Source organism: Neobacillus rhizophilus (assembly GCF_018343535.1).
GTDB classification, from domain to species: Bacteria; Bacillota; Bacilli; order Bacillales; family Cytobacillaceae; genus Neobacillus; species Neobacillus rhizophilus.
This window is the reverse complement of sequence record NZ_JAGYPF010000001.1, coordinates 430,451-454,901: the sequence shown is the minus strand read 5'-3', so window position 1 is coordinate 454,901 and position 24,451 is coordinate 430,451. Positions and strand designations below refer to the sequence as shown.

22 protein-coding genes are annotated in these 24,451 nt (G+C 39.8%); 14 read left to right on the top strand and 8 right to left on the bottom strand.

The window, feature by feature from the left end:
- Positions 1 to 17: 17 nt before the first annotated feature.
- Complete coding sequence (pepF, locus tag KHA99_RS02190) at positions 18 to 1,808, top strand: oligoendopeptidase F (protein ID WP_213115793.1); 1,791 nt, start codon at positions 18 to 20, stop codon at positions 1,806 to 1,808.
- A gap of 213 nt (positions 1,809 to 2,021) precedes the next feature.
- Here the strand turns inward: pepF and KHA99_RS02185 are convergent, their stop codons facing one another.
- A complete protein-coding gene (locus KHA99_RS02185; RefSeq protein ID WP_213115792.1) occupies positions 2,022 to 2,585 on the bottom strand; it encodes a hypothetical protein in 564 nt (187 codons plus the stop codon).
- A gap of 199 nt (positions 2,586 to 2,784) precedes the next feature.
- Between KHA99_RS02185 and KHA99_RS02180 the strand changes: the two genes are divergently transcribed.
- From KHA99_RS02180 to hprK, 7 genes are all read left to right on the top strand, one after another.
- A complete protein-coding gene (locus tag KHA99_RS02180; RefSeq protein WP_213115791.1) occupies positions 2,785 to 4,938 on the top strand; it encodes an ATP-binding protein in 2,154 nt (717 codons plus the stop codon).
- Positions 4,919 to 5,578 (top strand): response regulator transcription factor, encoded by a 660-nt coding sequence (locus tag KHA99_RS02175; RefSeq protein WP_213115790.1) that lies wholly within the window; start codon positions 4,919 to 4,921, stop codon positions 5,576 to 5,578. The genes KHA99_RS02180 and KHA99_RS02175 overlap by 20 nt, the downstream gene beginning before the upstream one ends.
- Positions 5,579 to 5,640: 62 nt before the next feature.
- Positions 5,641 to 7,050, top strand: a complete 1,410-nt coding sequence (locus KHA99_RS02170) for a TrkH family potassium uptake protein (protein WP_213115789.1) — start codon at positions 5,641 to 5,643, stop codon at positions 7,048 to 7,050.
- Between the two features lie 331 nt (positions 7,051 to 7,381).
- Entirely contained in the window at positions 7,382 to 8,941 is a 1,560-nt protein-coding gene (locus KHA99_RS02165) for a malate:quinone oxidoreductase (RefSeq protein WP_213115788.1), read from the top strand.
- A 161-nt stretch (positions 8,942 to 9,102) separates the two neighbouring features.
- Positions 9,103 to 10,242, top strand: coding sequence for a sensor histidine kinase (locus KHA99_RS02160; protein ID WP_213115787.1), 1,140 nt, complete (start codon positions 9,103 to 9,105; stop codon positions 10,240 to 10,242).
- 9 nt (positions 10,243 to 10,251) lie between these two features.
- The gene (locus KHA99_RS02155) at positions 10,252 to 10,896 is read left to right on the top strand and encodes a response regulator (RefSeq protein ID WP_213116865.1); all 645 of its coding nucleotides are present in this window, start codon (positions 10,252 to 10,254) and stop codon (positions 10,894 to 10,896) included.
- Between the two features lie 181 nt (positions 10,897 to 11,077).
- Complete coding sequence (hprK, locus tag KHA99_RS02150; protein ID WP_213115786.1) at positions 11,078 to 12,013, top strand: HPr(Ser) kinase/phosphatase; 936 nt, start codon at positions 11,078 to 11,080, stop codon at positions 12,011 to 12,013.
- 48 nt (positions 12,014 to 12,061) lie between these two features.
- Here the strand turns inward: hprK and KHA99_RS02145 are convergent, their stop codons facing one another.
- The gene (locus KHA99_RS02145) at positions 12,062 to 13,210 is read right to left on the bottom strand and encodes an MFS transporter (RefSeq protein WP_213115785.1); all 1,149 of its coding nucleotides are present in this window, start codon (positions 13,208 to 13,210) and stop codon (positions 12,062 to 12,064) included.
- A 79-nt stretch (positions 13,211 to 13,289) separates the two neighbouring features.
- Here KHA99_RS02145 and yeiL point away from each other — a divergent pair, with 79 nt between their 5' ends.
- On the top strand, positions 13,290 to 13,961 hold the full coding sequence (yeiL, locus tag KHA99_RS02140) for a transcriptional regulator YeiL (protein WP_213115784.1): 672 nt from the start codon (positions 13,290 to 13,292) through the stop codon (positions 13,959 to 13,961).
- A gap of 60 nt (positions 13,962 to 14,021) precedes the next feature.
- On the opposite strand, the gene KHA99_RS02135 is transcribed toward yeiL, so the two are convergent.
- Genes KHA99_RS02135 through KHA99_RS02130 form a run of 3 tightly spaced genes read right to left on the bottom strand, consistent with a single transcriptional unit; the run spans position 14,022 to position 16,292 of the window.
- Entirely contained in the window at positions 14,022 to 15,533 is a 1,512-nt protein-coding gene (locus KHA99_RS02135) for a DHA2 family efflux MFS transporter permease subunit (protein WP_213115783.1), read from the bottom strand.
- A gap of 16 nt (positions 15,534 to 15,549) precedes the next feature.
- Positions 15,550 to 15,672: a hypothetical protein gene (locus KHA99_RS31135; protein ID WP_261363763.1), complete on the bottom strand. Its 123-nt coding sequence runs from the start codon at positions 15,670 to 15,672 to the stop codon at positions 15,550 to 15,552.
- The gene (locus KHA99_RS02130) at positions 15,669 to 16,292 is read right to left on the bottom strand and encodes a TetR/AcrR family transcriptional regulator (RefSeq protein ID WP_213115782.1); all 624 of its coding nucleotides are present in this window, start codon (positions 16,290 to 16,292) and stop codon (positions 15,669 to 15,671) included. Before KHA99_RS02130 ends, KHA99_RS31135 begins: the two co-directional genes overlap by 4 nt.
- 222 nt (positions 16,293 to 16,514) lie before the next feature.
- Between KHA99_RS02130 and KHA99_RS02125 the strand changes: the two genes are divergently transcribed.
- Positions 16,515 to 17,426 carry a DMT family transporter gene (locus KHA99_RS02125; protein ID WP_213115781.1) on the top strand — a complete coding sequence of 304 codons (912 nt, stop codon included), beginning with the start codon at positions 16,515 to 16,517 and terminating at the stop codon, positions 17,424 to 17,426.
- 407 nt (positions 17,427 to 17,833) lie between these two features.
- Here the strand turns inward: KHA99_RS02125 and KHA99_RS02120 are convergent, their stop codons facing one another.
- Complete coding sequence (locus tag KHA99_RS02120; RefSeq protein ID WP_213115780.1) at positions 17,834 to 18,217, bottom strand: VOC family protein; 384 nt, start codon at positions 18,215 to 18,217, stop codon at positions 17,834 to 17,836.
- Positions 18,218 to 18,294: 77 nt separating this feature from the next.
- On the bottom strand, positions 18,295 to 19,089 hold the full coding sequence (locus KHA99_RS02115) for an EcsC family protein (protein WP_213116864.1): 795 nt from the start codon (positions 19,087 to 19,089) through the stop codon (positions 18,295 to 18,297).
- Between the two features lie 179 nt (positions 19,090 to 19,268).
- Between KHA99_RS02115 and KHA99_RS02110 the strand changes: the two genes are divergently transcribed.
- Both KHA99_RS02110 and KHA99_RS02105 read left to right on the top strand, forming a co-directional pair.
- Positions 19,269 to 19,682: a MerR family transcriptional regulator gene (locus tag KHA99_RS02110; protein ID WP_213115779.1), complete on the top strand. Its 414-nt coding sequence runs from the start codon at positions 19,269 to 19,271 to the stop codon at positions 19,680 to 19,682.
- A gap of 57 nt (positions 19,683 to 19,739) precedes the next feature.
- The gene (locus KHA99_RS02105; protein ID WP_213115778.1) at positions 19,740 to 21,050 is read left to right on the top strand and encodes a hemolysin family protein; all 1,311 of its coding nucleotides are present in this window, start codon (positions 19,740 to 19,742) and stop codon (positions 21,048 to 21,050) included.
- 211 nt (positions 21,051 to 21,261) lie between these two features.
- Here the strand turns inward: KHA99_RS02105 and KHA99_RS02100 are convergent, their stop codons facing one another.
- Entirely contained in the window at positions 21,262 to 22,947 is a 1,686-nt protein-coding gene (locus tag KHA99_RS02100) for a hypothetical protein (RefSeq protein WP_213115777.1), read from the bottom strand.
- A gap of 376 nt (positions 22,948 to 23,323) precedes the next feature.
- On the opposite strand from KHA99_RS02100, the gene KHA99_RS02095 reads away from it, so the two are divergent.
- Positions 23,324 to 23,464, top strand: coding sequence for a hypothetical protein (locus KHA99_RS02095; protein WP_213115776.1), 141 nt, complete (start codon positions 23,324 to 23,326; stop codon positions 23,462 to 23,464).
- 128 nt (positions 23,465 to 23,592) lie between these two features.
- A complete protein-coding gene (locus KHA99_RS02090) occupies positions 23,593 to 24,429 on the top strand; it encodes a hypothetical protein (protein ID WP_213115775.1) in 837 nt (278 codons plus the stop codon).
- The last annotated feature ends 22 nt before the right edge of the window (positions 24,430 to 24,451 follow it).

The window sequence follows — 24,451 nt, the reverse complement described above, 5'->3', positions numbered from 1 at the left end:
TGCAAGGGGAGATTCACATGACCATTACTTATAAGTCAAGGGTTGAGGTGCCGGAAAAAGAAAAATGGAATTTCGAGGACCTTTATAAAAATCTTGAGGACTGGGAAAATGATTATCTCTGGATTGAAAAAAAGACTGCCGAATTGAAAAAATTTGATGGTGCGATTCACAATGGAGAGTCACTTTATGATTATCTATCCGAAAAAGAGGAAGTTTCCAGTAAATTGAATCTTGTCTATGTGTACGGCATGCTCCAGGCCGATGTAGACACCCGCGATGCCTTGGCGCAATCGCTCGTTGACCGTGCCAAGCAGCTTTCCGTAAAAATAAGCGCAGCTTCATCATTTTTCATGCCATTTTTATTGAGTTTAGAGGAAAGCACATTAAGAGAATATATCGAGCAAGAACCGCGGTTAAAATACTTTGAACAAGACCTTTTTGAAGCTTTCCGATATAAAGCACATGTTTTGACCAAGGAAAAAGAAGAGATCTTATCCAACTTAGGTGAGGCCCTTTCTGCGCCAAGCCACACCTACAGTATGCTCAACAACGCCGATATCAAATTCGGCGAGGTGACGAATGATGAAGGAATGAAAGTCGAACTGACGCGCGGCATGTACTCAAAGTTAATTGAAGATGAGGATCGAGATAAGCGGAGGGAAGCATACAAGGCTTATTATCAGCCGTATTTGCAATTGAAAAATTCGATTGCTTCCACTTTATCTGCAAACGTTAAAACAAATACGACGTTGGCCCGCTTGCGGAACTACCCAACCGCTTTGGAAAAAGGTTTGTTCGGGGACATGGTTCCAAAAGAGGTCTATGAAAATCTGATTACGGCAACAAAAGCCAATATTGGACCGTTGCATCAATATGGCTCTATTCGAAAAAAACTGCTTGGCTTGGAGGAGCTGCGCCAGTACGATCTGAACGTTCCTCTGGTTCCTGGTGTGAAATTAGAAATTTCCTATGAAGAAGCGTATGAAACGATTTTAAAAGCTTTGGCACCCCTGGGCGAGGATTACGTTAATACACTGAAAACCTTCAAAGATGCCCGCTACATCGATGTCCGGGAAACACCTGGCAAGCGTTCGGGTGCTTACAACCTGGGTGTCTACGGGGTTCATCCATTTGTGCTGCTAAATCAACATGATGATTTGGATAGTATGTTCACCATGATTCACGAATTCGGTCACGCGATGCATTCCTGGTATTCCAGCAAGCACCAGCCAAGAATCTCCGCCGGCTACAGTATTTTTGTAGCCGAAGTGGCTTCAACGGTGAACGAAGTACTATTGATTCATTATTTGTTAGAAAGAGAAACAAATCAAGAGATACGGAAATATTTGCTAAATCATTTTATTGACCAATTTAGAGGAACTTTCTTTACACAGGTCATGTTCGCAGAATTTGAAAAAATCACGCATGAATATGCGGAAAGCGGAAAACCTTTAAACGCTAATGTATTTAGTGAAATTTACGAATCTTTATTTAGGCAATATAACGGGGACGAAGTGGTGTTTGATGAGGAAGTGAAATACGGCTGGTCACGGATCCCGCATTTTTACCGACCTTTCTATGTGTACAAATACGCAACCGGCTTTGCTTCTGCCATTCATATTGCTGAACAGCTATTAAGCAGGGACGAATCGGCCGTCAATGCTTACATTGAATTTTTGAAGAGCGGCAGTTCCGATTATCCGCTCGAGTTGTTAAAGAAAACCGGTGTAGATTTATCTAAACCTGAACCGATTGACAATGCTTTGAAACGGTTTGAGCAGCTGATTAGTGAATTTGCTGCTTTATAGGTTAATTGATAAAGCTCCAAAGCCAGAGAGATAGGCGTTGGAGCTTTTCCGTTTTTATTCATAAAAATTTGCGATTCGCTGATATATTTCGATAATTCGCTGATAAAATTGGAAATTCGCCGATATAATTAAAAATTCACTGATATGTGCCAAGAATTCGCTGATATCTTTAAAAAATCCGCTGATGGATTACTTTAAAGTAAAAGTCTTATTTTATAAGGAAATTTCCTCTTTTTTAACAGTGACAACGCTGATTCCTTTTCCAGTGAAGATGGAGTAACCCATCAGTACATATGTCAATCCCCAGAAGAAGGCGAAGAAATCACCAAGGAACGGAAGGCCGAGACAGACAAGCATGAGCAAGAACACTATTGCGTACCAGCGAGGGAACACTTTTGCGCGAAAGGTAACAATCATCAGGATGACCGTGGCAAACAGCAGCCCTCCGTAGGAGAGACTATTCGCAAGATTGACGAACAAGCCGTCTTTCGGGTAACCACCGTAAGCGAACAAACCATAGAATGTCGCCGATAGCATTAAGTTTCCTGCAGAAAGAATGAGACCGGAGATGAAACCGAAAACCCCTGTCTGCCGTGACTGGGACATAAACAAAGCCATAGACGAGATTGCCATTAATATACTTGCGGCAAAAGCGAAGATTAGCTCAGGTGTGCTGTCCGACCCCCAAATCAAACCTGAAGGCGTCATCCCCATTCTGGCGATTCCCCCTAAAAAAGCAATAAACCCAAGAACTTTAACGATTTTTTCTAACGTCATGTTTTCCAACTCCCTTTGTTTTGTTGTTTACGAATTAATCGTATCAAAGGGGAATTCCTGATTTGAAGGGAGGGGGATTCCCATTTCAAGCGGGAAGTTTTTATGGGAATAAACGGGAAAAACCAAATCTATACAGAAGTTGGTCGTCTTGTTATAATTTTCCTATATCTTAGGTGCAAAAGGTGGGGATAGTTCCTGGATGAATGGAGTAAATAAGAAAATTTTCTTGTTTCAAGTCTTTGTGATTATTTTTTCTATACTGACCTTAGTATTTTTCATTCAATCCATTGCAGGCTATTATGACGCCCTACGAAACGAATGTATCCTCAAGTCCTGTAGTTCCTTGGCACCTGCGCCCCCAACAACGATTGAAGCGTTAAGCAAATACCATTTAACCTCTAACACGTATGCGGCGTTATTTGTCATCATCGAATCCACGTTTGCCTTCCTATTTTTCACAGCAGCTATCATCATTTTTTTTAAAAGCAGGCGGGATATAATGGGGCTTCTGGCAGTATTGGCATTGGTCACATATGGGTCAACCTACACATCATTGGTATACCTTGCATCAGATGGCCGCGAGTTGGTAGACCAGTTTCCGGAAATCATCGGGGCTGTAGGTAGAATGGCTCTATTCTTATTCTTCTTAATATTTCCAAACGGACGTTTTATTCACCGCTGGCCGCTTGTGCTATTTACTCCTTTTTGTATCATCCAGTTCATTAGTTTGATTTTTTCGGGCACGGCTGTTGATTTATTAAATTGGTCCAGCATGGCGAGACTGCTTTATTATGGATTCATGATTTCTGTTATGATTTATTCACAAATCTATCAATATAAAAAAATATCCAGCCAGGTCGAGCGGCAACAAACCAAATGGGTGGTCTATGGATTTTCGCTCTCATTTCTGGGGTCAATTATCATAAGCGGATTTTTTGTCTATCCGATTTTTGGCGAAAACCCAGTATCTTACCTCTATTTAAGTGCATTATTATATAGCGTTGTTGCCATCATACCATTAACATTAGCATTCGCAATTCTCCGTCATCGCTTGTGGGATATCGACCCGGTTGTGAACCGGACGATTGTGTATGGCACCTTGTCGCTGGCTATTATTCTTCTATACTCATTTTTAGTTTTCTATTTTAGCAGCATATTTAAGACAGATAACAACTTCATCATTTCCATAGTGGCAACCGCCATTGTGGCAATTCTTTTTGCGCCAATAAAAGAAAGATTGCAGCTTCTTGTGAACAGGCTGATGAAGGGAAGGCATGATGATCCGTATACCGTTCTGAAGGAACTTGGGGATCATTTGATCAAACCCATTGCGCCTGAAGAAATGCTAAACGTTGTGACAGGAACGATACGGGATGCTCTTTGCCTGCCATACGCCGGGATTTTCGTTAATATAAACGGAAAAGAGACACTTGCTGCAGCATCGGGAAAAGTAAAGTTTGATATCCACACATTACCGATTATTCATGGAGGGGAAGAACTAGGGACACTTCATTTATCAAGCAGGTCTTTAAATGAGGTATTTACTGGTGAGGACAATAAACTTATTGTTGTTCTTCTCCGCCAAGCTGGTCCCGTACTTCAAAATGTGAAAATGAATTTGGGAATGAAATTACTGGCAAATGACCTGCAGATGTCAAGGGAAAGGTTGGTGCTGGCACGTGAAGAGGAAAGGCTGCAAATCCGCCGAAACCTTCATGATGACCTTGCCCCCCGGCTCATGTCATTAGCTTTTAACGTCGCGGCAGCCGAGCAATATATTGAAAGAAATCCAGCGAAAGCTTTGGAGTTAATGGAGGGGCTGCGTCAAGTAATTCGTTCAACTGTGGATGAAATTCGTACGATGGTCCATGGATTACGCCCACCGACACTCGATGAATTTGGACTGCTGGGTTCAATCCAGGCGAGGGTGGATGAAATCAGGAAAACGTCGGAAGAAGTGTCTGCCACATCGGGAGTTAGTTTCATTGAAATTTTCTTGGAAGCCCCGGAATGTTTGCCTGTATTGCCCGCAGCTGTTGAGGTTGCAGCGTACCGGATTATAACGGAAGCCCTCGTCAATTTACTCCGCCACGCGAATGCGACCAAATGTAAAGTTCGTGTAACAATTGTAGAAAACACACTAGAACTCGAGGTTACGGATAATGGTGCTGGGTTTCCTGATAAGCTGAGGCCGTCCCAAAACGGAGGAATTGGTTTAACATCGATAAGGGAGCGAGCATTGGAGCTTGGCGGGAAATGTGAAATGGAATCTTTGGAAATGGGTGGAGCACGAGTAAGGGCAGTGCTGCCTTTTTCGACAGGAGTGATGAGGGATGAGAATAGTTTTAGCTGATGACCATCCGTTGTTTCGCGGAGGAGTTAGAAATTTGATTCAAACAACGGATGACTTGGAAGTGATTGGTGAGGCTGCCACAGGAGAGGAAGCTGTAGAAATGGCGTCTTCACACCAACCGGATGTCATTGTCATGGATATACGCATGCCAGGACTAAATGGAATTGAAGCCACTCAAATCATAAAGGAAAAATTTCCGAAAATAAAGATTCTAATTGTCACGATGCTGAAAAATGATAAATCTGTTTTTACGGCAATGAAAATGGGTGCAAGCGGGTATGTGTTAAAGGATGCCGGAGAAATGGAACTCCTTCATTCCATCCGCATGGTCGGAAATGGCAGCGCCGTGTTCAGCGCGGACATTGCCGCACGGATGATGCAATATTTTTCAAAAACAGAAGAGATAGAATCGGTAAATCCTGTATTGTCCGACCTAACTGCCCGTGAAAAGGAAATATTGGAGTTGATTGTCGAGGAAAAAACAAATGCACAAATTGCTGCTAGGCTCCATTTAAGTGTGAAAACTGTAGCAAATCATGTTACGAATATACTTAATAAATTGCAGGCCTCCGACAGGCATGAGGCTAAGAAAATTTTTAAAACCTCGCAAAGCTGGGAAGAATCTGAAATGGAATCATGAAAGGAAACAACATGCGGGAAAAGAAATTTTTTGTTTACAAATCCAACTCCCGAGAGTAAGATATGATTCATAAATTTATCCAATATTTACACATTTCATATCTTACCAAACAAAGGGGAGTATTTGTGGAGTTAAAAAAGGAAAAAGGGAAGTTTATCAAACTGCATCCAGCGCAAATTCTGGTAATCGGATTTGCGGTACTTATTTTTCTAGGTACACTTTTATTAATGCTGCCCATTTCGACTTATGAAGAGGGAAAGGGCCTCCATTTTGTCGACGCCTTATTCGAGGCAACGTCGGCCGTTTGCGTTACTGGTCTCGCGGTTGTGGATACAGGAACAACCTTTACCATTTTCGGCCAGCTGGTGATGCTTTTCTTAGTCCAGATTGGCGGTTGGGGATTTATGACCATCGGCATATTCATGTTTATCATCCTCGGAAAGAAAATTGGCTTAAAAGAAAGACTGCTACTTCAAGATTCGCTAAATCTATTTACACTTTCAGGCGTGGTAAAACTCGTCTCCAGAATTATCTTTATTACTTTAATCGTAGAAATAACAGGGGCGCTTATTTTAGCCATACGCTGGTCCTTTGAGATGGCATGGACCAAAGCCTTATATTATGGATTTTTTCATTCCATATCTGCTTTTAACAATGCCGGTTTTGGCCTTGAACCAGACAATCTCAGCAAATGGGTCGGCGATCCGACCGTCAACTTAGCCATCACTTCATTATTTATCATCGGCGGTATTGGCTTTACCGTTATACTAGATGTCTGGCAGAAAAAATCTTTACGTAAACTGTCTCTTCATTCCAAAGTGGCGCTCCTTATGACATTAATCCTTAATGTTGTTGGAACAATAATTATATTAATCTCTGAATTTCATAATGCCGCAACGATTGGAAATCTAAGCTGGAACGATAAATTCTGGGCCTCCTATTTTCAAGGTGTCGTACCAAGAACAGCCGGCTTTAATACCATTGATATTGGCCATATGACGCTGTCCTCGCAAGTTTTTACGATGGCATTGATGTTTATCGGCGCTTCTTCTGGCTCTACTGGCGGAGGAATTAAGGTTACGACGTTTGCCATTATCATATTTGCCTTTTGGACTGTACTGACTAATCGAAGCGATGTCAATATTTTTAAAAGAAGAATTTCCTGGAACTTGGTCAATAAATCCTTATCGATTGGGGTGTCAGCCATCATTTTTATCTTTACGATTTTCTTTTTGCTGACCTATACAGAGGATATGCCGATGAATAAGCTGCTTTTTGAAACCATTTCAGCATTCGGAACAGTCGGATTGTCAACGGGTATCACTGGTGATTTATCACCTTATGGAAAACTTTTAATTACCTTGATGATGTTCATCGGTCGCCTTGGGCCTTTAACCATGGCATTCGCGCTCATGTCCAAGCGCCATAAGGCAAGACTTAGATATGCTGAAGAAAAGATATTAATAGGATAATTGAAATATAATCCGTGTATAGGTAAACGGCGCGGTTTATAATTATTCATCATAAAAAAATGATTTCACAGAAATGTAAGCGATTGCCAAAAAGATTGATAAATACAGGGCCTTGTGGATGTACTTCTCACTTTTACCAGCTTTTAAATAGCTTACTAACTATTATTATAGTAATAAATATTTAAATCTATCGATATTAGTGATACACTATATAAAGGAATTAATTGATCCAGAAAAGGTGTGTAACTAGTCGCGCCTTAGCTTGCTGTTTGCTTTAAGCATAGGCGCCAGCATCCTTTCTGCAAATCATAGCATATAAGGGATGGGAAAAATGAGTAGCAGACAAACTGAAACAGACGTTATCTTAATTGGTGCCGGAATCATGAGTGCCACTTTAGGGACACTCTTAAAGGAATTAGTACCGGACTGGAAAATTACAGTTTTTGAAAAGCTTGAAAAAGCAGGCGAGGAAAGCTCGAACGAATGGAATAATGCAGGAACTGGACATTCTGCCCTGTGCGAGTTGAACTACACTGTAGAAAAACCAGACGGATCAATAGATATTAACAAAGCTATCAAAATTAATGAACAGTTTCAGGTTTCACGACAGTTTTGGTCTTATCTTGTTAACAGTGATCTGATCCGCAATCCGCACGATTTTATTATGCCGCTGCCACATATGAGTATGGTACAAGGGAAAAATAATGTAGAGTTCTTGAAAAAACGTTTTGAAGCACTCTCAAACAATCCATTGTTCCAAGGGATGGAATATTCCGATGAGCCGAAAAAATTGCAAGAATGGATTCCGCTTATAATGGAAGGCCGGACTTCAAAGGAACCAATAGCGGCTACAAAAATTGACTCTGGTACGGATGTTAACTTTGGTGCTTTAACACGCATGTTGACTGAACACTTAAAGAACCAAAACGTTGAAATCAAATACAAACATCAAGTTGATGATATTAAACGTACTGAGGATGGCCTATGGGGATTAAAAGTGTGGAATATGGAAACCGGTGAAATTGAACGCCATACTGCAAAATTTATCTTTATTGGCGGCGGAGGCGGCTCCTTGCCTTTACTGCAAAAAACTGGTATTCCTGAAAGTAAACATGTTGGAGGATTCCCTGTAAGTGGACTATTCTTAGTATGTAACAATCCTGAGGTTGTAAACAAGCATCATGCAAAAGTATACGGCAAGGCTGCGGTTGGTGCTCCTCCAATGTCAGTGCCACATCTTGACACACGATTTATCGATAACAAAAAATCACTATTGTTTGGACCATTTGCGGGCTTTTCACCAAAATTTTTGAAAACTGGTTCAAATATGGACTTATTAGGTTCTGTAAAACCAAATAATGTCATTACGATGTTGGCTGCAGGTGCCAAAAACATTCCATTAACAAAATACTTGATCCAACAACTAATGTTATCGAAGGAACAGCGTATCGAAGAACTGCGCGAATTTATTCCAAATGCAAAAAGCGAAGATTGGGATATCGTGGTAGCTGGACAACGTGTACAAGTTATTAAAGATACGGAAGCAGGCGGTAAAGGAACGCTTCAATTTGGTACTGAAGTGGTCACTGCAACAGATGGCTCAGTCGCAGCATTGCTCGGTGCTTCACCAGGTGCATCAACAGCTGTTTCCGTCATGCTCGAGATCATAAAAAAATGTTTCCCTCAGCACCTAGAAGCGTGGGAACCAAAAATAAAAGAAATGATTCCATCTTACGGCGTTTCACTAGTGGACAACCCAGAGCTTTTCGACGAAATTCATGCTTCAACAGCGTTTGCACTTGGCTTAAGTAAAGGACGCGCACCTGTAAACAATAAGAAGGATTTATCGAAAGAGAAACGTAGTGTAGAAAAGGAACCTGTATCAGTTTAAAAGTTCATGGGAAGTTTTATGGGGACGGTTCTTCTGCATCAGAGCAGAAGAACCGTCCCCATTTTTCATTTTTGTATGACTTTAGATACCTATTCAGTTTTTTAGCAGAATAGTATAATGCAATTAAAATAGAAACTAATTGATGGATGTGATGTCATGTCATGGAAAAACATAAAACCCCCTCGGTCATGATGATTTTTCGAATCATCCTGATCATTATGGCTTCGATTGATATTATGGGGCAGTCTCCTTCTTCGATACCTTTAAAGGGGGCTTTCATTATAGGATTGGTTATTTTGCATTTAAATGATATTTACAGAAATTATTACCAACTATATGAAAAAAATCGTATAATCTACTATATATCGATGTCGGTAAGTATTATAGCAATCGGTTTATATGTGATTCAATTTGATAACATACCGCTAAATATTTATTTTATTTTTCCAATCGTAGAAATTTTTATTTATCTGCCGACTATACAAATTGGCCTTGTTATTCTTCATATTTTCATGTTTGTGATCGGCATGTTTGCTCTTAAGGCAGGAATCCAGCAAGCATTAATCCCTTACTTTGCTTTGATGGCGCTTATCTACCTCGTTCGGAGCAACAGCAGGGAAAGGGAGAAGGGAAATCTGCTCAATGCTGAATTAATGGAGGCTAATGTCAAACTGAAGGAAATCACGATTATAAAAGAGCGGACTAGAATTGCCCAGGAGCTCCACGATTCCATCGGCCATGCCCTGATCGCCTTAAAAATGCACCTAGAATTTGCCGATAATATGATGGAATCAAATCCAGAAAAAGCAAAGGATGTCATGAAGAAAGCCTTAGTCATTTCGCAAACATCGATTACGAACCTTCGTAAAGCAGTTGATGTTTTAAAGGATAATCAGGCATGGAAAGATAAGGTTAAGCTGCGCGACTCTATTGAGGATTTAATAGATAGCTTACAAACCGCCGGCAGATTACAATTTGAATTATTTTTCGATGACACCGTTGAGTTCGCAAGCCGCGACATTCAAAATGGAATTTTTGAAACTGTGAGGGAAGCCATTACAAACGGGATTAAACACGGGAATACCCATACGTTTCATATTGATATTTTTGTAAATGAAAAAAAGGTGCTGTTGAAAGTAGAGGACGACGGGGAAGGCTGTACTGATATTAAAAAATCCCACGGCCTGCGGGGAATGGAGGAACGAATCCATTTATTGAACGGGAGTATTCAGTTTGTGTCGGCCAAGGGACACGGTTTTGCGGTGGAAGCGGAAATTCCATTTGTGACAAATGTGGAGTGATGAAAAGTGATTGACGTGATAATTGTAGATGACCAGGGAATTGTCAGGGATGGTTTAAAAATGTTGCTTAGTTTAAATGAAGAGATTCGGATCATCGGGGAAGCAACGAATGGGGAAGAACTTCTTGTATTTTTGGAAAGAATGACGCCTAATGTGATACTCATGGACATCAGAATGCCTGTCATGAATGGCATCGAGGCTACAAAAGCAGTTAAGGAAAAATATCCAAATGTGAAAGTAATCATCTTAACCACCTTTAATGAAGATGAGTATATTTTTAATGGACTGAAGAATGGGGCAGACGGTTTTATTCTAAAGGACTCTGACCTAAAAGAGATTATTAAGGCAATAAAGGCTGCACACGAAGGAACGCTACTACTTCATTCAGATGTAACAAGTAAACTAATCAGCGCCCTCCGGAATGTTCCTGAATCTCCGCAGGCACCTACCGCGGAAAAGAAAGACTTGTCCAAAATACTTACACCAAGAGAAATAGAAGTCGTTGAACAAATTATGCAAGGAAAAAGCAACAAGACCATCAGCGCGACATTATTTTTAACAGAAGGAACAGTTAAAAACTATGTTTCCCGCATTCTAGATAAGCTAGAACTCAAAAGCCGTTCAGAGTTGATTATTTATTTAAAGGAAAAGTGAGGCATGAGGACGGTTCTTATGGTTCATGGCCCTTTATCAGAAATACTGAATGAGTATTCTACATGGACAAGGATTGATAGTTACAGTCACAATTTATTTTGTTAATGATGATGATTTCATTAATCCTAAATATAATGCAAGGAATGCAATTATATAAAGACTAATTGAGGGGAGTTTAGAAGTGAAGAAAATAACAGTTGAAAACTTGGTTGAGAAGTTTTCATTGAAGGTACTTGCTGGCGAAAGTCAGCTTCAGAATGTGATAACGCAATCACGGGTGCATCGTCCGGGCTTGGAATTTGTTGGCCATTTTGACTTTTTTCCAACAGAGCGAGTTCAAATTTTAGGAAAAAAGGAAGTTACTTATTTACATAGGTTAAGTAAAGAGGAACGTAAAATCCGAATCGGAAATATTGTCCATTATCATCCGCCATGCTTTATCGTAACTTGTGGTGAAGAAGGACTTACCTATTTGAATCAACATTGTGTTGAACAGGGCATCCCCTTGTTGTTGACAAATAAGCCTGAGATTACATCAGAGTTTATTCCCAAATTGGATGCGTATTTGGTGAAAGAATTAGCACCGGAAATTGCTGTGCATGGAGTTTGTATGAATGTATCCGGTATTGGGGTTTTAATTCGAGGGAATTCGGGGGTTGGAAAAAGCGAGACAGCGCACACCTTAATCCGCCGGGGACATCGGCTGGTTGCGGATGATATTGTTGTTCTAAAAAAGCTTAGTCATCAAACCATTCTGGGTACTCACGATGAGAAAACCAAGGAGTTTTTGGCTCTTCGCAGTATTGGGCTGCTGAATGTGGTTCGGTTATATGGACGCAAGGCTTTTCAGGACGAGACACGAATCGCGCTGGATATTAATTTGACCAGATGGGAAAAAGATGCCTTGTATAACGATTTGGATCAAGAAGTTCACTCTACAGACTATATGGGTGTTAAGATTCCTTCCATTGAAATCCAACTCCAGCCAGGACGAGATGTAGCAGGGTTAATCGAGGCAGCGGCAAATAACTGGTATTTGAAGCAGCAAGGTTACAGCGCCGCAGAAGAGTTCCTGAGTAGGATAGAGGCTGATATTACGAATTCTAGTATTGAATGAATACAAAGGGACGGTTCTTGTGCATCATTGGATGCACAAAAACCGTCCCTATTTTTCAAGTTTCCGATATACAAGCGCAAGCACCATTGATGGGATGGAACAAACAATCATGCCAATATATGCGAATCGCGGCTCGATTTCATATAGATACCCGCCGAATATAGTGAATACCGCTGTGCTCCAGCTTAGTGCAAGTGCTGAGTACATGCCTTGCGCATTCGGAATCTGCAGGTGGGGAATATTTTTTATCAAGTATTTCATAAAAGCGTAATGGCACATGGCGAACGAAAGTGCATGCAAAATTTGCGAGATAGAGAAAACAATTACATTTGGAAAAGCAAAAACCAAAATCCAACGAACGGTTGAACCAAGTGATGACAGTGCCAGTAAAAAGCCTGTAGAAAAACGTTGAAAGTACCGATCGGCAATTAAGAAGAAAATGATTTCTGCAATGACCGCAATGTTAAGGATTAAACCTATTAAATATTTTGGTGAATGTATTTCTTGTAAAAAAATATAGCCATAAGTGTAATAGGTAGCATGAGCCGCTTGCAGTAAGATCACTATCGCAAGCACCAAACCGAAGTGTTTAATGCGAAATAGGTTTAACATTCTTGCTCTTTTTGTTTGGTTCGGTTGTGGTTTTTCAGACAAGACAAGTGGTGCCGGCATAAGGCCAAGACCAACTAATACTATCGTGCCGAGTAAAAGCGACCAAAAAATGACGACATCCCCAAGTGCCCCTGTAAAGACTGTTAAGACCATGCCAGACGCAACAAACCCGATGGACCCCCAAGAACGGCTTCTTCCATAATGTTTTAATTGCTTACTTTGTACAAGAACACCAGCCGCAGTATCCAATGCAGGCATTAATGTCGGGTAAAAAAGGTTTAATAGCAGCGTTACCATTAGCAAACTGGAATAGGAATTCGCGGGAATATAACACAGCATCGAAAGAAAAGTGCCGATTGCCATCCCGTTTAATAGTGTTCTGCTGCTGAACATCCCCGAAAAATATGGATACACAAATAGTGTAGAAAGTCCTCTTACAACCAAGCCTAAACTCATAATCAAACTGGCTTGTGAAATGGAAATTCCCTTTATATGAATCATCCATCCCGTCCAATAGGGGAGGAAGACGCCCCATGTTAAAAAAAATGTAAAAAACTGACTGCTCATCCAGCGTTGTGTGTTCATTCTGTTTCACCTCTGATTTGCATGTTATCATGCGGTACCATACAATAATATGAGATATCTCATATTTCTGAGGTGGATTATGGAAATTTATAAAAATGAAAAAAGAAAACGATATTTGGAAGATCACTCCATTGCCCATTTATTTTCTTTTCCAATCGTTGAGTTTGTAGAAGTGCGAGAATATAAACGAGATGAGTGGATTATTCAGGAGGGGATGAGGCCGGATTTCTTATTTTATGTCATCGAAGGAAAAGCAAAAATTTATATAACGCATTTAAATGGAAAGGTTTCATTAATAAACTTTATCAATGAGAATGAATTTGTAGGAGAAATGGAATTATTAAACGATGTGTATTATACAAAAGGGATTCAAGCGACTACGAAGACGGTCTGCTTTGCACTCCCTTTTCATCGCTGCCGTGCACAGCTCCTCGAAGATGTGGTATTCTTGCGTGAATTAACGAAGTTTTTAAGTGTCAAAGCTACAAAAATGGCCGCAAAGTATTCGCAAACCCTCGCGTTCCCGCTGGAAAACCGGTTTGCCGAATTTATTTTGCAAACCGCTGATGAAGGAGTATATAAGGAAAAACACATAACGGTATGTGACTTTTTAGGTGTCTCCTACCGCCACCTCCTGCATGTCCTCGCGCAATTTTGCGATAAAGGATATTTGCAAAAGGAAGGGCGCCACTACCGCATTATAAAGAAATCCGCCTTAGTCGAACTGGCTGGAATGTTGAGGATAGAATGAAACATAGGGACGGTTCTTGTGCATCAAATGATGAGCAAGAACCGTCCCCATAAATCCATTTTAATTTGCAACCGTATTGGTTTGTTTATTTTTTTGCTGTTCTAATTGTTTGACCGCCTCATTGCTAGTATCGACGCGCTTAACGAATAACGCTAAGATGAGGGCAACAATATTGATTCCAAGTGCTACATAGAATGAATATTGAATGCCTGCTAATAAAGCCTTTTGTGTTAATAGCGCTTTTGAAGCAGCAGTAAAGGTTGTTAGGTCAACACCAGACATTAGGCTTGTAGCTTCCGATTTTGTAACGGAATTCATAATTGTTACTAGAACGGCTGTACCAATGGAACCAGATACTTGCTGAGCTGTATTGTTAACAGCTGTACCGTGTGGGTTTAAGCGCGTCGGTAATTGATTGAGGCCGTTTGTCATAATTGGCATCATCACCATTGACATACCTAACATACGCAAAGTGTAAACAAGTATAATATAGGTATAACTAGAGTCGATTTGCAGGTTTGCCAGCATATAAGTAGAAATGGCTGTGACTAAAAGACCTGATACACCTAGAATGCGTGGACCAAATTTATCGAATAACTTACCTGTAATCGGCGACATAATCCCCATTACAATCGCACCAGGCAGCATCATTAAACCTGAATCAAGCGGGGAAATACCACGAACATTTTGAACATATGCCGGTGTTAAAATCATGCCGGAGAACATGGCCACTGCATTGACAATCGCAATGACAGAGCCAAGTGCAAACATTGGGTACTTGTAGACACGTAAATCCAATAATGGTTCATCCATTTTCAATTGACGGACGATAAAGGAAATTAGTGCAACAGCTCCAACGATTAAAGTGGTTAAGACGATTGTATCTGTCCAGCCGTCTGAGCTTGCAGAACTGAAACCATATAACAAACCACCAAAGCCGATAGAAGATAATACAACAGAAAAATAATCCAGCTTTGCATTTTTATTTTGTTCCATTACATTCTCAAGCTTCCAAATGGCTAATAGTAAACTAATGATAGCTAACGGTAAAATCATTTCGAAAAGTAATCGCCAATCATAATTTTCTACAATATAACCGGATAATGTCGGGCCGATTGCAGGGGCTGTAATCATGACTAATCCGAAAACACCCATTGCTGTCCCGCGTTTTTCTCGTGGGAAACTGATCAGCATCACATTCATTAACAAAGGTCCCATTACGGAAGAACCTGCTGCCTGGATTAAACGTCCGGTAAGTAATACACTAAAGTTTGGAGCATAGGCTGCTAATGCAGTACCTAGAGTGAAAATGGCGAGCGATGTTATAAATAAACGGCGATTCGAAAAGCGTGTTAACAAAAATGCTGATGCTGGAATTAAAACGCCGCTAACCAGCATATACCCTGTTGCAAGCCACTGGATAGTGGAATAATCTTTAATATTTAAATCTACCATCATTGATGGCAGAGCCACATTTAAAAGTGAATTATTTAAAAATGATACAAATGCTCCGACGAATAAAATCGCTAGCATTAAATAGGGTGTTTTCTTTTGTTGTATTGTTGAATCCATATATGATTCTCCTCTTTTATATTTTTTTAAGCATTATAGGCCGTTTACAAATCGCTGCCTTAATACCTTGTTGCCTAAGCCTTTCTACAATCTTTTTTAAATCAACATGCTCTTTTTTAATTCCTTCAAGGGAATTCATCGGGGTTCTTCCTTGTATAACCCTCGCTTTATTAGGTCAAGTTGAACTTGATAATTTTGAAGAGCCTCCTCGTCCGTTAAATCCTTCACAAACATTTGAACAAGGTTATGAAAGGTTACAGCGGTTATTATTTTTATAACGTGATGCAGCTCTTGTTCATCCTTAATATTTAAATTTCCTGTGTTAATTAAGCTAACCATATCTAAATAACGATTCTTCTGATCTTCTTCATAAATGTTATTAGCCAAAGTTTTTTCCAGTTTATAGTTCATATTTAAAAAAGCATTTTTAAAAAGATTTTGATGCTCTGGATTCCTGTGATACTTAATCATAAGTTGAAATGAATCAATAAAAGTATCAAATAAATCACCGTTATTCACATTTAAGCTTGAAACAAATCGCTCATAATTGATTTGGGAGAGCCGGCTTAACAAATAATAAAACAAATCCTCTTTGTCCTCGAAATATTGGTAAAAACTGCCTCTCGGTATCCCAGCATCTTTGATTATGTTAGCAATAGATGCTTCATGTAGCGGGACTCTGGAGAATTCTTTCCTGGCGGATTGAATTAAAGTATCCTGTTTATCTTTAGGTAAATGAAAAAACGTTTGTTTAGGCATCAATATTCTCCTATCTGGGATGTGACACTGTGTCACAATTCTTGATAAGAAGTATTATATGTGACACGTTGTCATAAGTCAATAGCAAAAGTGACAATGTGTCATATTTATTTAGTAAATCGAAAAGCACAATTCAAACAATATTCTGAAAAAGGTGATAGAATGGAAAATGGGAAATAATTTTAATCATTAATACATTATTTAGGGGAGGTACTTAAAAACATGGAGCAATTGTCCAGAACAAAGACGGTCCTTGGCATTGCTTTTGTTGTTCTGATTTGGGGAACAATGTGGCCGGTTTACAAAGTGTCTCTCAACTATTCGCCGCCGATGCTTTTTGCCGGATTGCGTGGAGTGATTGGCGGGGTTTTTTTGGCGTTAATTTTAATCCCGCAATGGCGAAAAATCCAATGGAAAAAAACGTGGTTTATTTATCTTATTTCAACTTTTTTTAATATCCTTATGTTCAATGGCATCCAGATGATTGGCTTGCAGTATCTTCCTTCCGGCTTATTTAGCGTTATTGTGTATCTGCAGCCCGTGCTTGTGGTTTTGCTAGCTTGGCTGTGGCTGAAGGAATCCTTATCAGTAAAGAAAATTCTAGGCATGGTCATTGGATTTCTTGGCGTAGTCGTGGTAAGTCTTGAAGGGATGTCGGGAAAAATTTCTGTAATTGGAATTATTCTAGCACTTATTACCGGTATCGGCTGGGCCATCGGAACTGTCTATGTGAAAAAAACTAGTGCACTTGTGCACAACCTATGGCTTGTAGCCATCCAAAATATGATTGGAGGCTTGCTTATGTTCGGTTATGGAGCATACACTGAAAACGTCCATGCCATTAACTGGACCATATCATTTGTCTGGAGCCTATTATACGCCGGAATCTTTGGAGTAACATTGGCAACGGCGGCCTACCTGAAATTGATGAGTGCTGGTGAAGCAAGTAAGGTTGGTTCCTTCACATTCCTGGTGCCAATGATCAGCGTTGTTATCGGTACATTTATGCTAAAAGAACCGTTTACCGCCAGTTTATTTGGCGGCATGATATTAATTCTGTTAAGCATTTACCTTATTAACCACAAAGTCTCACGAAAAACGGCTGCAGATATGGGAATGCGGCATGCAAACTAATGAAGCGAAGGTGGGTCTTGTCAAACCAAAGATCCGCTTTTTTATTTGAAATATTGAAGGAGTTTTTCCTATTCAAAAGAAAGCCGCCAATTATGGCGGCTTTTGACGTCAACTTGTCAAGCTTTGATGCTTTAAAAGGTATCCAGAATATTAAATTTATCTATTCTTCGCGATGAAAATGTGAACCATTTTGATTCTATTGATGAATTGCATCAAACGCTTGTTAGCCAAATGAAGGAAAAAACTACTGTCCTTATTAAAGGGTATTTTGGAAGGCAGAATGCAATGAAAGTAAAAATGATTGATACAGCTATGTTTTTAAGAGACTATTTTAAATAATTCAAAAGAAAAAGCATGGATTCAGGTCCATGCTTTTTCTTTTTGACTAGGAGAATTCCCCTCAATTCTTACCTGTTTTTTTCCATCACTGCAAAGTAGTTATTTTCGCTGTCTGCAAAATTAAACACCTTACCATTGGGCATATTAACAATTTCTCCAACTGTAACGTTTTTGTTTGATAAGTCGCTATGTAATTGCTCAAGATTTTTTGTGAAAAACATTAAAGAGGGCGTGCCTAGGTTTAACTCAGGTGCCATTTTAGAAACGAATTCTTTATTGTGCAGAATGATGCTTGTCTCAGCCTGATTAGTCGGGGCGACTTCAATCCAACGCATGCCTTGACCGTTATCTTCTTCTGAAATAACCGTAAATCCAACCTTTTCTGTCCAAAATTTTACCGCTTCATCCTGATTGTTAACATAAACCATAACTTGACCTAAAATATTGATCATAAAATTCACTCCTATCAATTTGATTTTATTATACCTAATATTGACACAAAGGAAGAGGGGGGGACTTCTTTAAATTTTTAATAAGCCCGTTCCAACTGATGCATCCGCTCCAATATTCTCCGTTTCCGATACAGCATAATCCCTGTTTCCGCAACATCCCCAATAAGTGATTTATTAACAAATGCCCCAAAAATAATTCCGGCAATCGGAATCATTTGAAACAGCTTTTTCCAGCCAAAGTTGTCCCGATAGGTCATGACAACCTCACGCCAGCCCTGCAACTGAGAAAAAACCTGTCCATTTTGTTTTTCTTCATCAAAAGCCGCAAGTTCATCTAGAATGGCTTTTTTCCCGACAATATCTGAAGAAGCAAACTGCAGACATTTTACAATAAAGATTCGCTCCGATTTTTCCCTAGGGTCGTATCCATAACACAATGCGACTTCTTGTAGTACTTTTAGGGACATACCGATTAGCAGGGGAATATCGATAGCGAGTGTAAAGATTCCGCCAATCCCGGTTGTGGCACCTTGAACAGTAGCCATATTGGTTCGCGAATTTCGAATTTGCTCGGCTACTGCATCCATTTTGCTGATTGGCATCGCCTGTACTTGATTAAAACTTACCACATCACGGTCAAACTTTTTTAAAATACCATCCTCATTAATCAAGTACTGTCCGCCCGTTTGTATGTATCCTCCCAATTCATCAATGGCTGTGCCAAGCTTTTCCTGAATTGATTTCGGGGTAAGTTTATCAAGCAAAACAAAGGGAAGGCGGCCGATTTTCTCCCAGAACCATAAGCCCTTTTGATCCTTTTCCCATTTTTCAATCTTCCGTAATTCACTTTTTAAAAAATCAGCTGAGTCCATTGCTGTCAAAAAAATCAACTCCAAATCGATTAATTTCTTAATGTTTATACGTTTCAACCATAAGAGTAGTTTCAACCAATTTGTCCAAAAACATTTGTTTAAAAACCATCACGTTGACTGTATAGTTCAAAATGTGATATAGTAAACATAAAATAGGAAGGGGTGAGTAAGTTGGGAAGTTGTATCGAATTGGTGAACTAGCAGCAGTTATGAACATCTCCAAACGAACAATCGATTACTACACCCAAATAGGCTTACTAAACCCTGTGCGGGCAAATTCAAATTATCGATTGTACGGAGAAGAGAGCGTCCAAGTCTTAAAATTAGTGGAGCATTACAAAAATTTGAATATGCCGCTTGAAGAAATCAAGTCATTCATCGAACTGATGAAAGCGGACTGCGGCATTGACAAAGAAAAAGTAGAAAAACACGTGGATCAGATTGCCAACATTATGCAGCATCTGAAAGAGGAAATTAAAATCATCGAACCATTTCTGCAAAAATTAAACGAGCATGAAAAAGAAATGGTTGTCAATAAGCTGTCACCGCAGGGTGTCACGTTGGCACAAACCTTGTTATTACTATTAAACTAATTTTTTCAAAAAACAGGAGGTGTATTCCTTGCTTACATTTTGTAAGTAAGGATTCTATTGACCATTATTAATTTATTTGTAATTGCTATTTTAATAGCTTTTACTGCATTTTTCGTAGCTTACGAATTTGCTATTGTTAAAGTCCGCAGCACGCGGATTGATCAGCTTGTGGCCGAGGGAAATAAAAGTGCCATTGCTGCAAGAAAAATTATTTCAAATCTTGATGAATATTTATCTGCCTGTCAATTGGGTATTACCGTAACAGCTTTAGGTTTAGGGTGGTTGGGAGAACCGACAGTGGAACATATATTACATCCGCTGTTCAATAGCTTGAGCATGCCGGAATCAGTGACGACAATTGCTTCGTTTGTAATTGCCTTTACATTGGTCACTTTTATTCACGTGGTAGTCGGGGAGCTTGCACCGAAAACTTTGGCCATTCAAAAAGCTGAGAAAGTTACATTAATATTGGCAAGGCCGATGATTCTTTTTTATAAAATTGCATATCCGTTTGTAAAAGCATTAAACGGATCGGCCCGTTTTATTACAGGACTCTTTGGATTGAAGCTTGCCTCAGAACACGAGCAGGCACACTCCGAAGAAGAGCTGCAAATCATCATTTCCGAAAGCTTTAAAAGCGGGGAAATTAATCAATCGGAATATCATTATGTAAACAATATTTTTGAATTTAACAATCGAATTGCCAAAGAAATCATGGTACCAAGGACCGAAATTGCAGCATTTGACAAATCGCAAACTGTAGCCGAATGTCTCGAAATTATGAAGAAAGAGAATTACACGAGATACCCGGTGATCGATGGGGAGAAAGATAACATTGTCGGTATGGTAAATATGAAGGAAGTCTTAACGGACTTTATCTCTGGTAATCAGTTGGACGCAACGATTGACCAATATGTCCGTCCTGTCATTCAGGTATTTGAATCGATTGATATTGACAAGCTTTTGGTTAAAATGCAAAAAGAACGGATTCATATGGCGATTTTGATGGACGAATATGGCGGTACGGCCGGATTGGTGACTGTTGAGGACATTTTGGAAGAAATCGTCGGTGAAATCCGCGACGAATTTGACGCTGACGAAATGCCTGACATCAATCATATCAACGAAAACAAAACCATCGTGGATGGTAAAGTGCTGATTGAAGAAGTTAACGATTTATTTGGACTCGACCTCGATGATTCAGAAATGGATACCATCGGAGGCTGGGTTCTATCCGAAAAAATTGACGTTAGCGAAGGGGACAAAATACAATACGGAGACTTTGCATTTAAAGTCCTCGAAGTCGACGGCTACCATATTAAAACGTTGGAAATTGAAAAATTAGAACCACAGGCCACGCCTGCATAATATATAAGGATTCCCCTTGGTGCCTGAAAGGCCCCAAGGGGAATCCTTTTTTTGGTTTAATTGGCTGGTTTTTTATTGTATGGAGTACAGTATTTAATTGAGAAAATAAAAAGATATCCCAAAACTGAATACTGAGCTTTTTGCGTATATAAATCGTAAACGCTTGAGGAAAACCTCAAGCGTCATTAGATGCCCATTGCAGGCAATCGAGCTATCCCTGTATAAACGGCCGGTTCTTTAAATGCCCTGAGTGCTCCTTCATGTACATATAAAACAATTCGTAGCGGACCCATCTAATCGGGAATTTGAAGGCAAGCTCATTTTTCTTATTGTAGACGAGCACGCTTTTCTTGTCGTACTCAACCCTTTTGATTTCATGAATACCAATGCTTTGTTGGTTGGCACCATCCTGCTTTACGAGCTGCTGGCCAATAATCAATACTTTTCTCTTTTTATTTTTATAGAATTCAAAATAACACAGCGCGCCGCCAACCACGGTGAAGAGAATCGAAATAAGAAGGGAGTTTTCCGTAAATCCGGATAATATTTCGCGTATCCAATGCACAATTGCCAGAGCGATAAAGAACCATGCACCTCTACTAAGCTTAGGAGAGCTTTGGAAGTATACACTATTATCATAATTCTGCTTTTCTTCGGCCCGTTCCTTGAAAAAGTCTTGTTTGTGCTTTTCAATCGGGGCTGAATCAAATTCCACATAATCCGTATAGGAATCGTTCCAAAGGACGGCGGTATCTTCTCCATCTTCAAGGGCATACGCACCTACCCAACCCACATACTCACGGTCATGCTCCTTAAAGCTCATTAAATAGTACCGCACAGGCTGGCCATAGTAATTTTCCATCTCCAATTTATCTTGAACCTGGATGTCGTCCGGATAATGGACAATCCCATCGTCTTCCTCCGGCAATTTGATAATGGTGGTAAAAAGCCGGGTCTTGGCCAAATGAGGCTGCTTGCCCTCATGAATAGGGTAGAGGTGCTCCATATTACGATCCTTCAATTCCCAGTAGACCATTTCTGCCGTTTCGATATGCGTGGAGCACTCCTTTAAGATGCTGTCATCGTAAGGAAGGTTTTTAACAATGCACAGAAGGAGCGCTTCTGTTTTTAAAAATGGGTCACGGAATTTTAAAGCCTGCTGAAGTTCTATTTCCACCTCAGGAGTAAAATAATATTCCATCAAATTTAAGAACAGCCTCATACGATTCCTAACAATGAAATAACTGTCCTTCCAGGCGGTATACACATATTTCGTGGAATAATCCCGATCAAATTTCAAATATTCCTGTTTTTCTTTCACGTAATCTTCTAACAAAATGGGCAGAACTATATCTTTTTGATATCCCTTTTCATAACCCGAGGCATTCAACGACAGCAGCATGTCATAGGTTGAAAATTTAAAACGCTGGGATTCAAGCATGTCCAGTGAGGCATCAAGAACCCCTTTTAGCAATGCGGGATAGGGCGCCAATTGCCGGTAAGGGATAATAAAATCATTTGTCTTGATTAATTGAACAATTTTTTCTTCCAAAAAAGAAAAAATCTCTTCGTCTTCCGTTAAAATTAAGAAGTCAATTGCCCGTTCTTTCGCCTGAATGTCAAAACTATCAAAATGCCTGATAAGGCCCTCGGCAACTTCCGGTCTGAAAAAATCGCAAACGAAATCGATGAGGAAATAGGAAGGGTTATCCCAATGGTCGACGCGCTCGGGAAACTTGGAAGCCGCCGTTTTGATCATATTTTTCAAAAGATCAATCTGTACCTCTAGCCCTTCCTGCTGTTTATATTCAACTAGCTGTCCAAGGGCTTCATACCTTTTCTGCGGATTTTGGCTTTTCACTTGTCTTAGAATATTGCGCAGCTTGAATTCGTACAAATGCCTCACCAGCCTTGTAATCTAGTAAAATTTTACTCTTTCATTCATTTTATTCCATTTCTATACATACGGCAATTGTAAAAATGGAGGATAAATGGCAGGTGTTCTTATTATAAGAAACTATTGACAGTTTTTTGATTTTTGCGATTCTAGAAATAGAATTATATAGAAATTTCTCAGGGGGAGTCTATGTCTAAACCGAATATATGACCTTTTTCAGCCTTCGCTTCAGGATGGCTGGAACCAAACTAAATCGTACGATATCAACTGCTTTTTTCTCGTTGCCTTTTTCGGTGGTCTAATTCCCATGATGGTGCTTGGCATTAGGAGTGTTAACGGAGATTATGGGAGGGGGGGCAGCGAAAGGCTTATTACTATGGAAGATTTACTAGATGCCATCGAGGTAACGAAACCAACGACGATCGAATGGTTAACAACCATTAAGAATTACATTAAGTACGCAAACCAAGGCTGCCATTATAGTGAGGCTGCAGCTTTTATTAAGGAGAATTTATAGATTTCTTGTAATGATACACAATAAGGCTTGGGCTAGCACAAGCTTTATTTTCTTTTGTTGTTTTTAATATATAAGTCTAAATTGGTGTAATATGGATAATATTAGAAAAATTTTTAAGGGGCTATAACATGAGCGTCTTGACATCCTTTTTCAATATAATACTAATGAGTTTGCTTGAATTAGTATACCTTTTCGGAATCATCATTTTGGTAGGCTTGATTTTGGGTGTGTTGGAACGGTCTTCCAATTCCTTATTGTTTCGGGCATTTGGAGTAAAAGGAGTGCTCGCTACGGCGTGGATTGGTGTTCCTATTCATGAAATTGGGCATCTGCTGCAGTGCTTTTTATGGGGGCATAAGGTGACACAAGTGAAGCTGCTTCAGCTTAATAGCCCTGATGGCACGCTTGGTTTCGTGCGCCACCAATATAACACGAACAGTATATATCAGCAGGCGGGGAATTTTTTTATAGGGTTAGGGCCAATTTTTAGCGGCATAGGGTCGTTGTTATTAGGAATGTATTTGCTAGTTCCACAATCTTTTGCAACACTTGATTCTTTTATTGCACAGCATCTAACCTTTGAAAAAGTGGATTTGCCATTACTATTGACCGTATGGGAAATAGTAGTTGTTTTTAGCAAAAATTTATTTACCATAGAAAATTTCCTAAACCCGTTATTTTGGGTTTATTTTGTATTGGCCATCTGTATCTCTTCGCATATAGCTTTAAGCTGGGCAGACATTAAAGGCTCCGCCAGAGGTCTTGGGATGATTTTCTTTCTGCTTGTCCTATGGAATGTGACGGCCAGAATCTTTGGTTTTGATACGTACCATGCCGTTACCAAGCTGGCGGAGTATAATGCCTATGTGCTTGCTTTTTCCAGCATCGCATTAACTTTTTCTCTTTTAACATGGGTAATTAGCTATCTACTTTACCAGGTGAAAATACGGTTGGCCAATCGATGAAAATAGCCGTGACATATTTTTG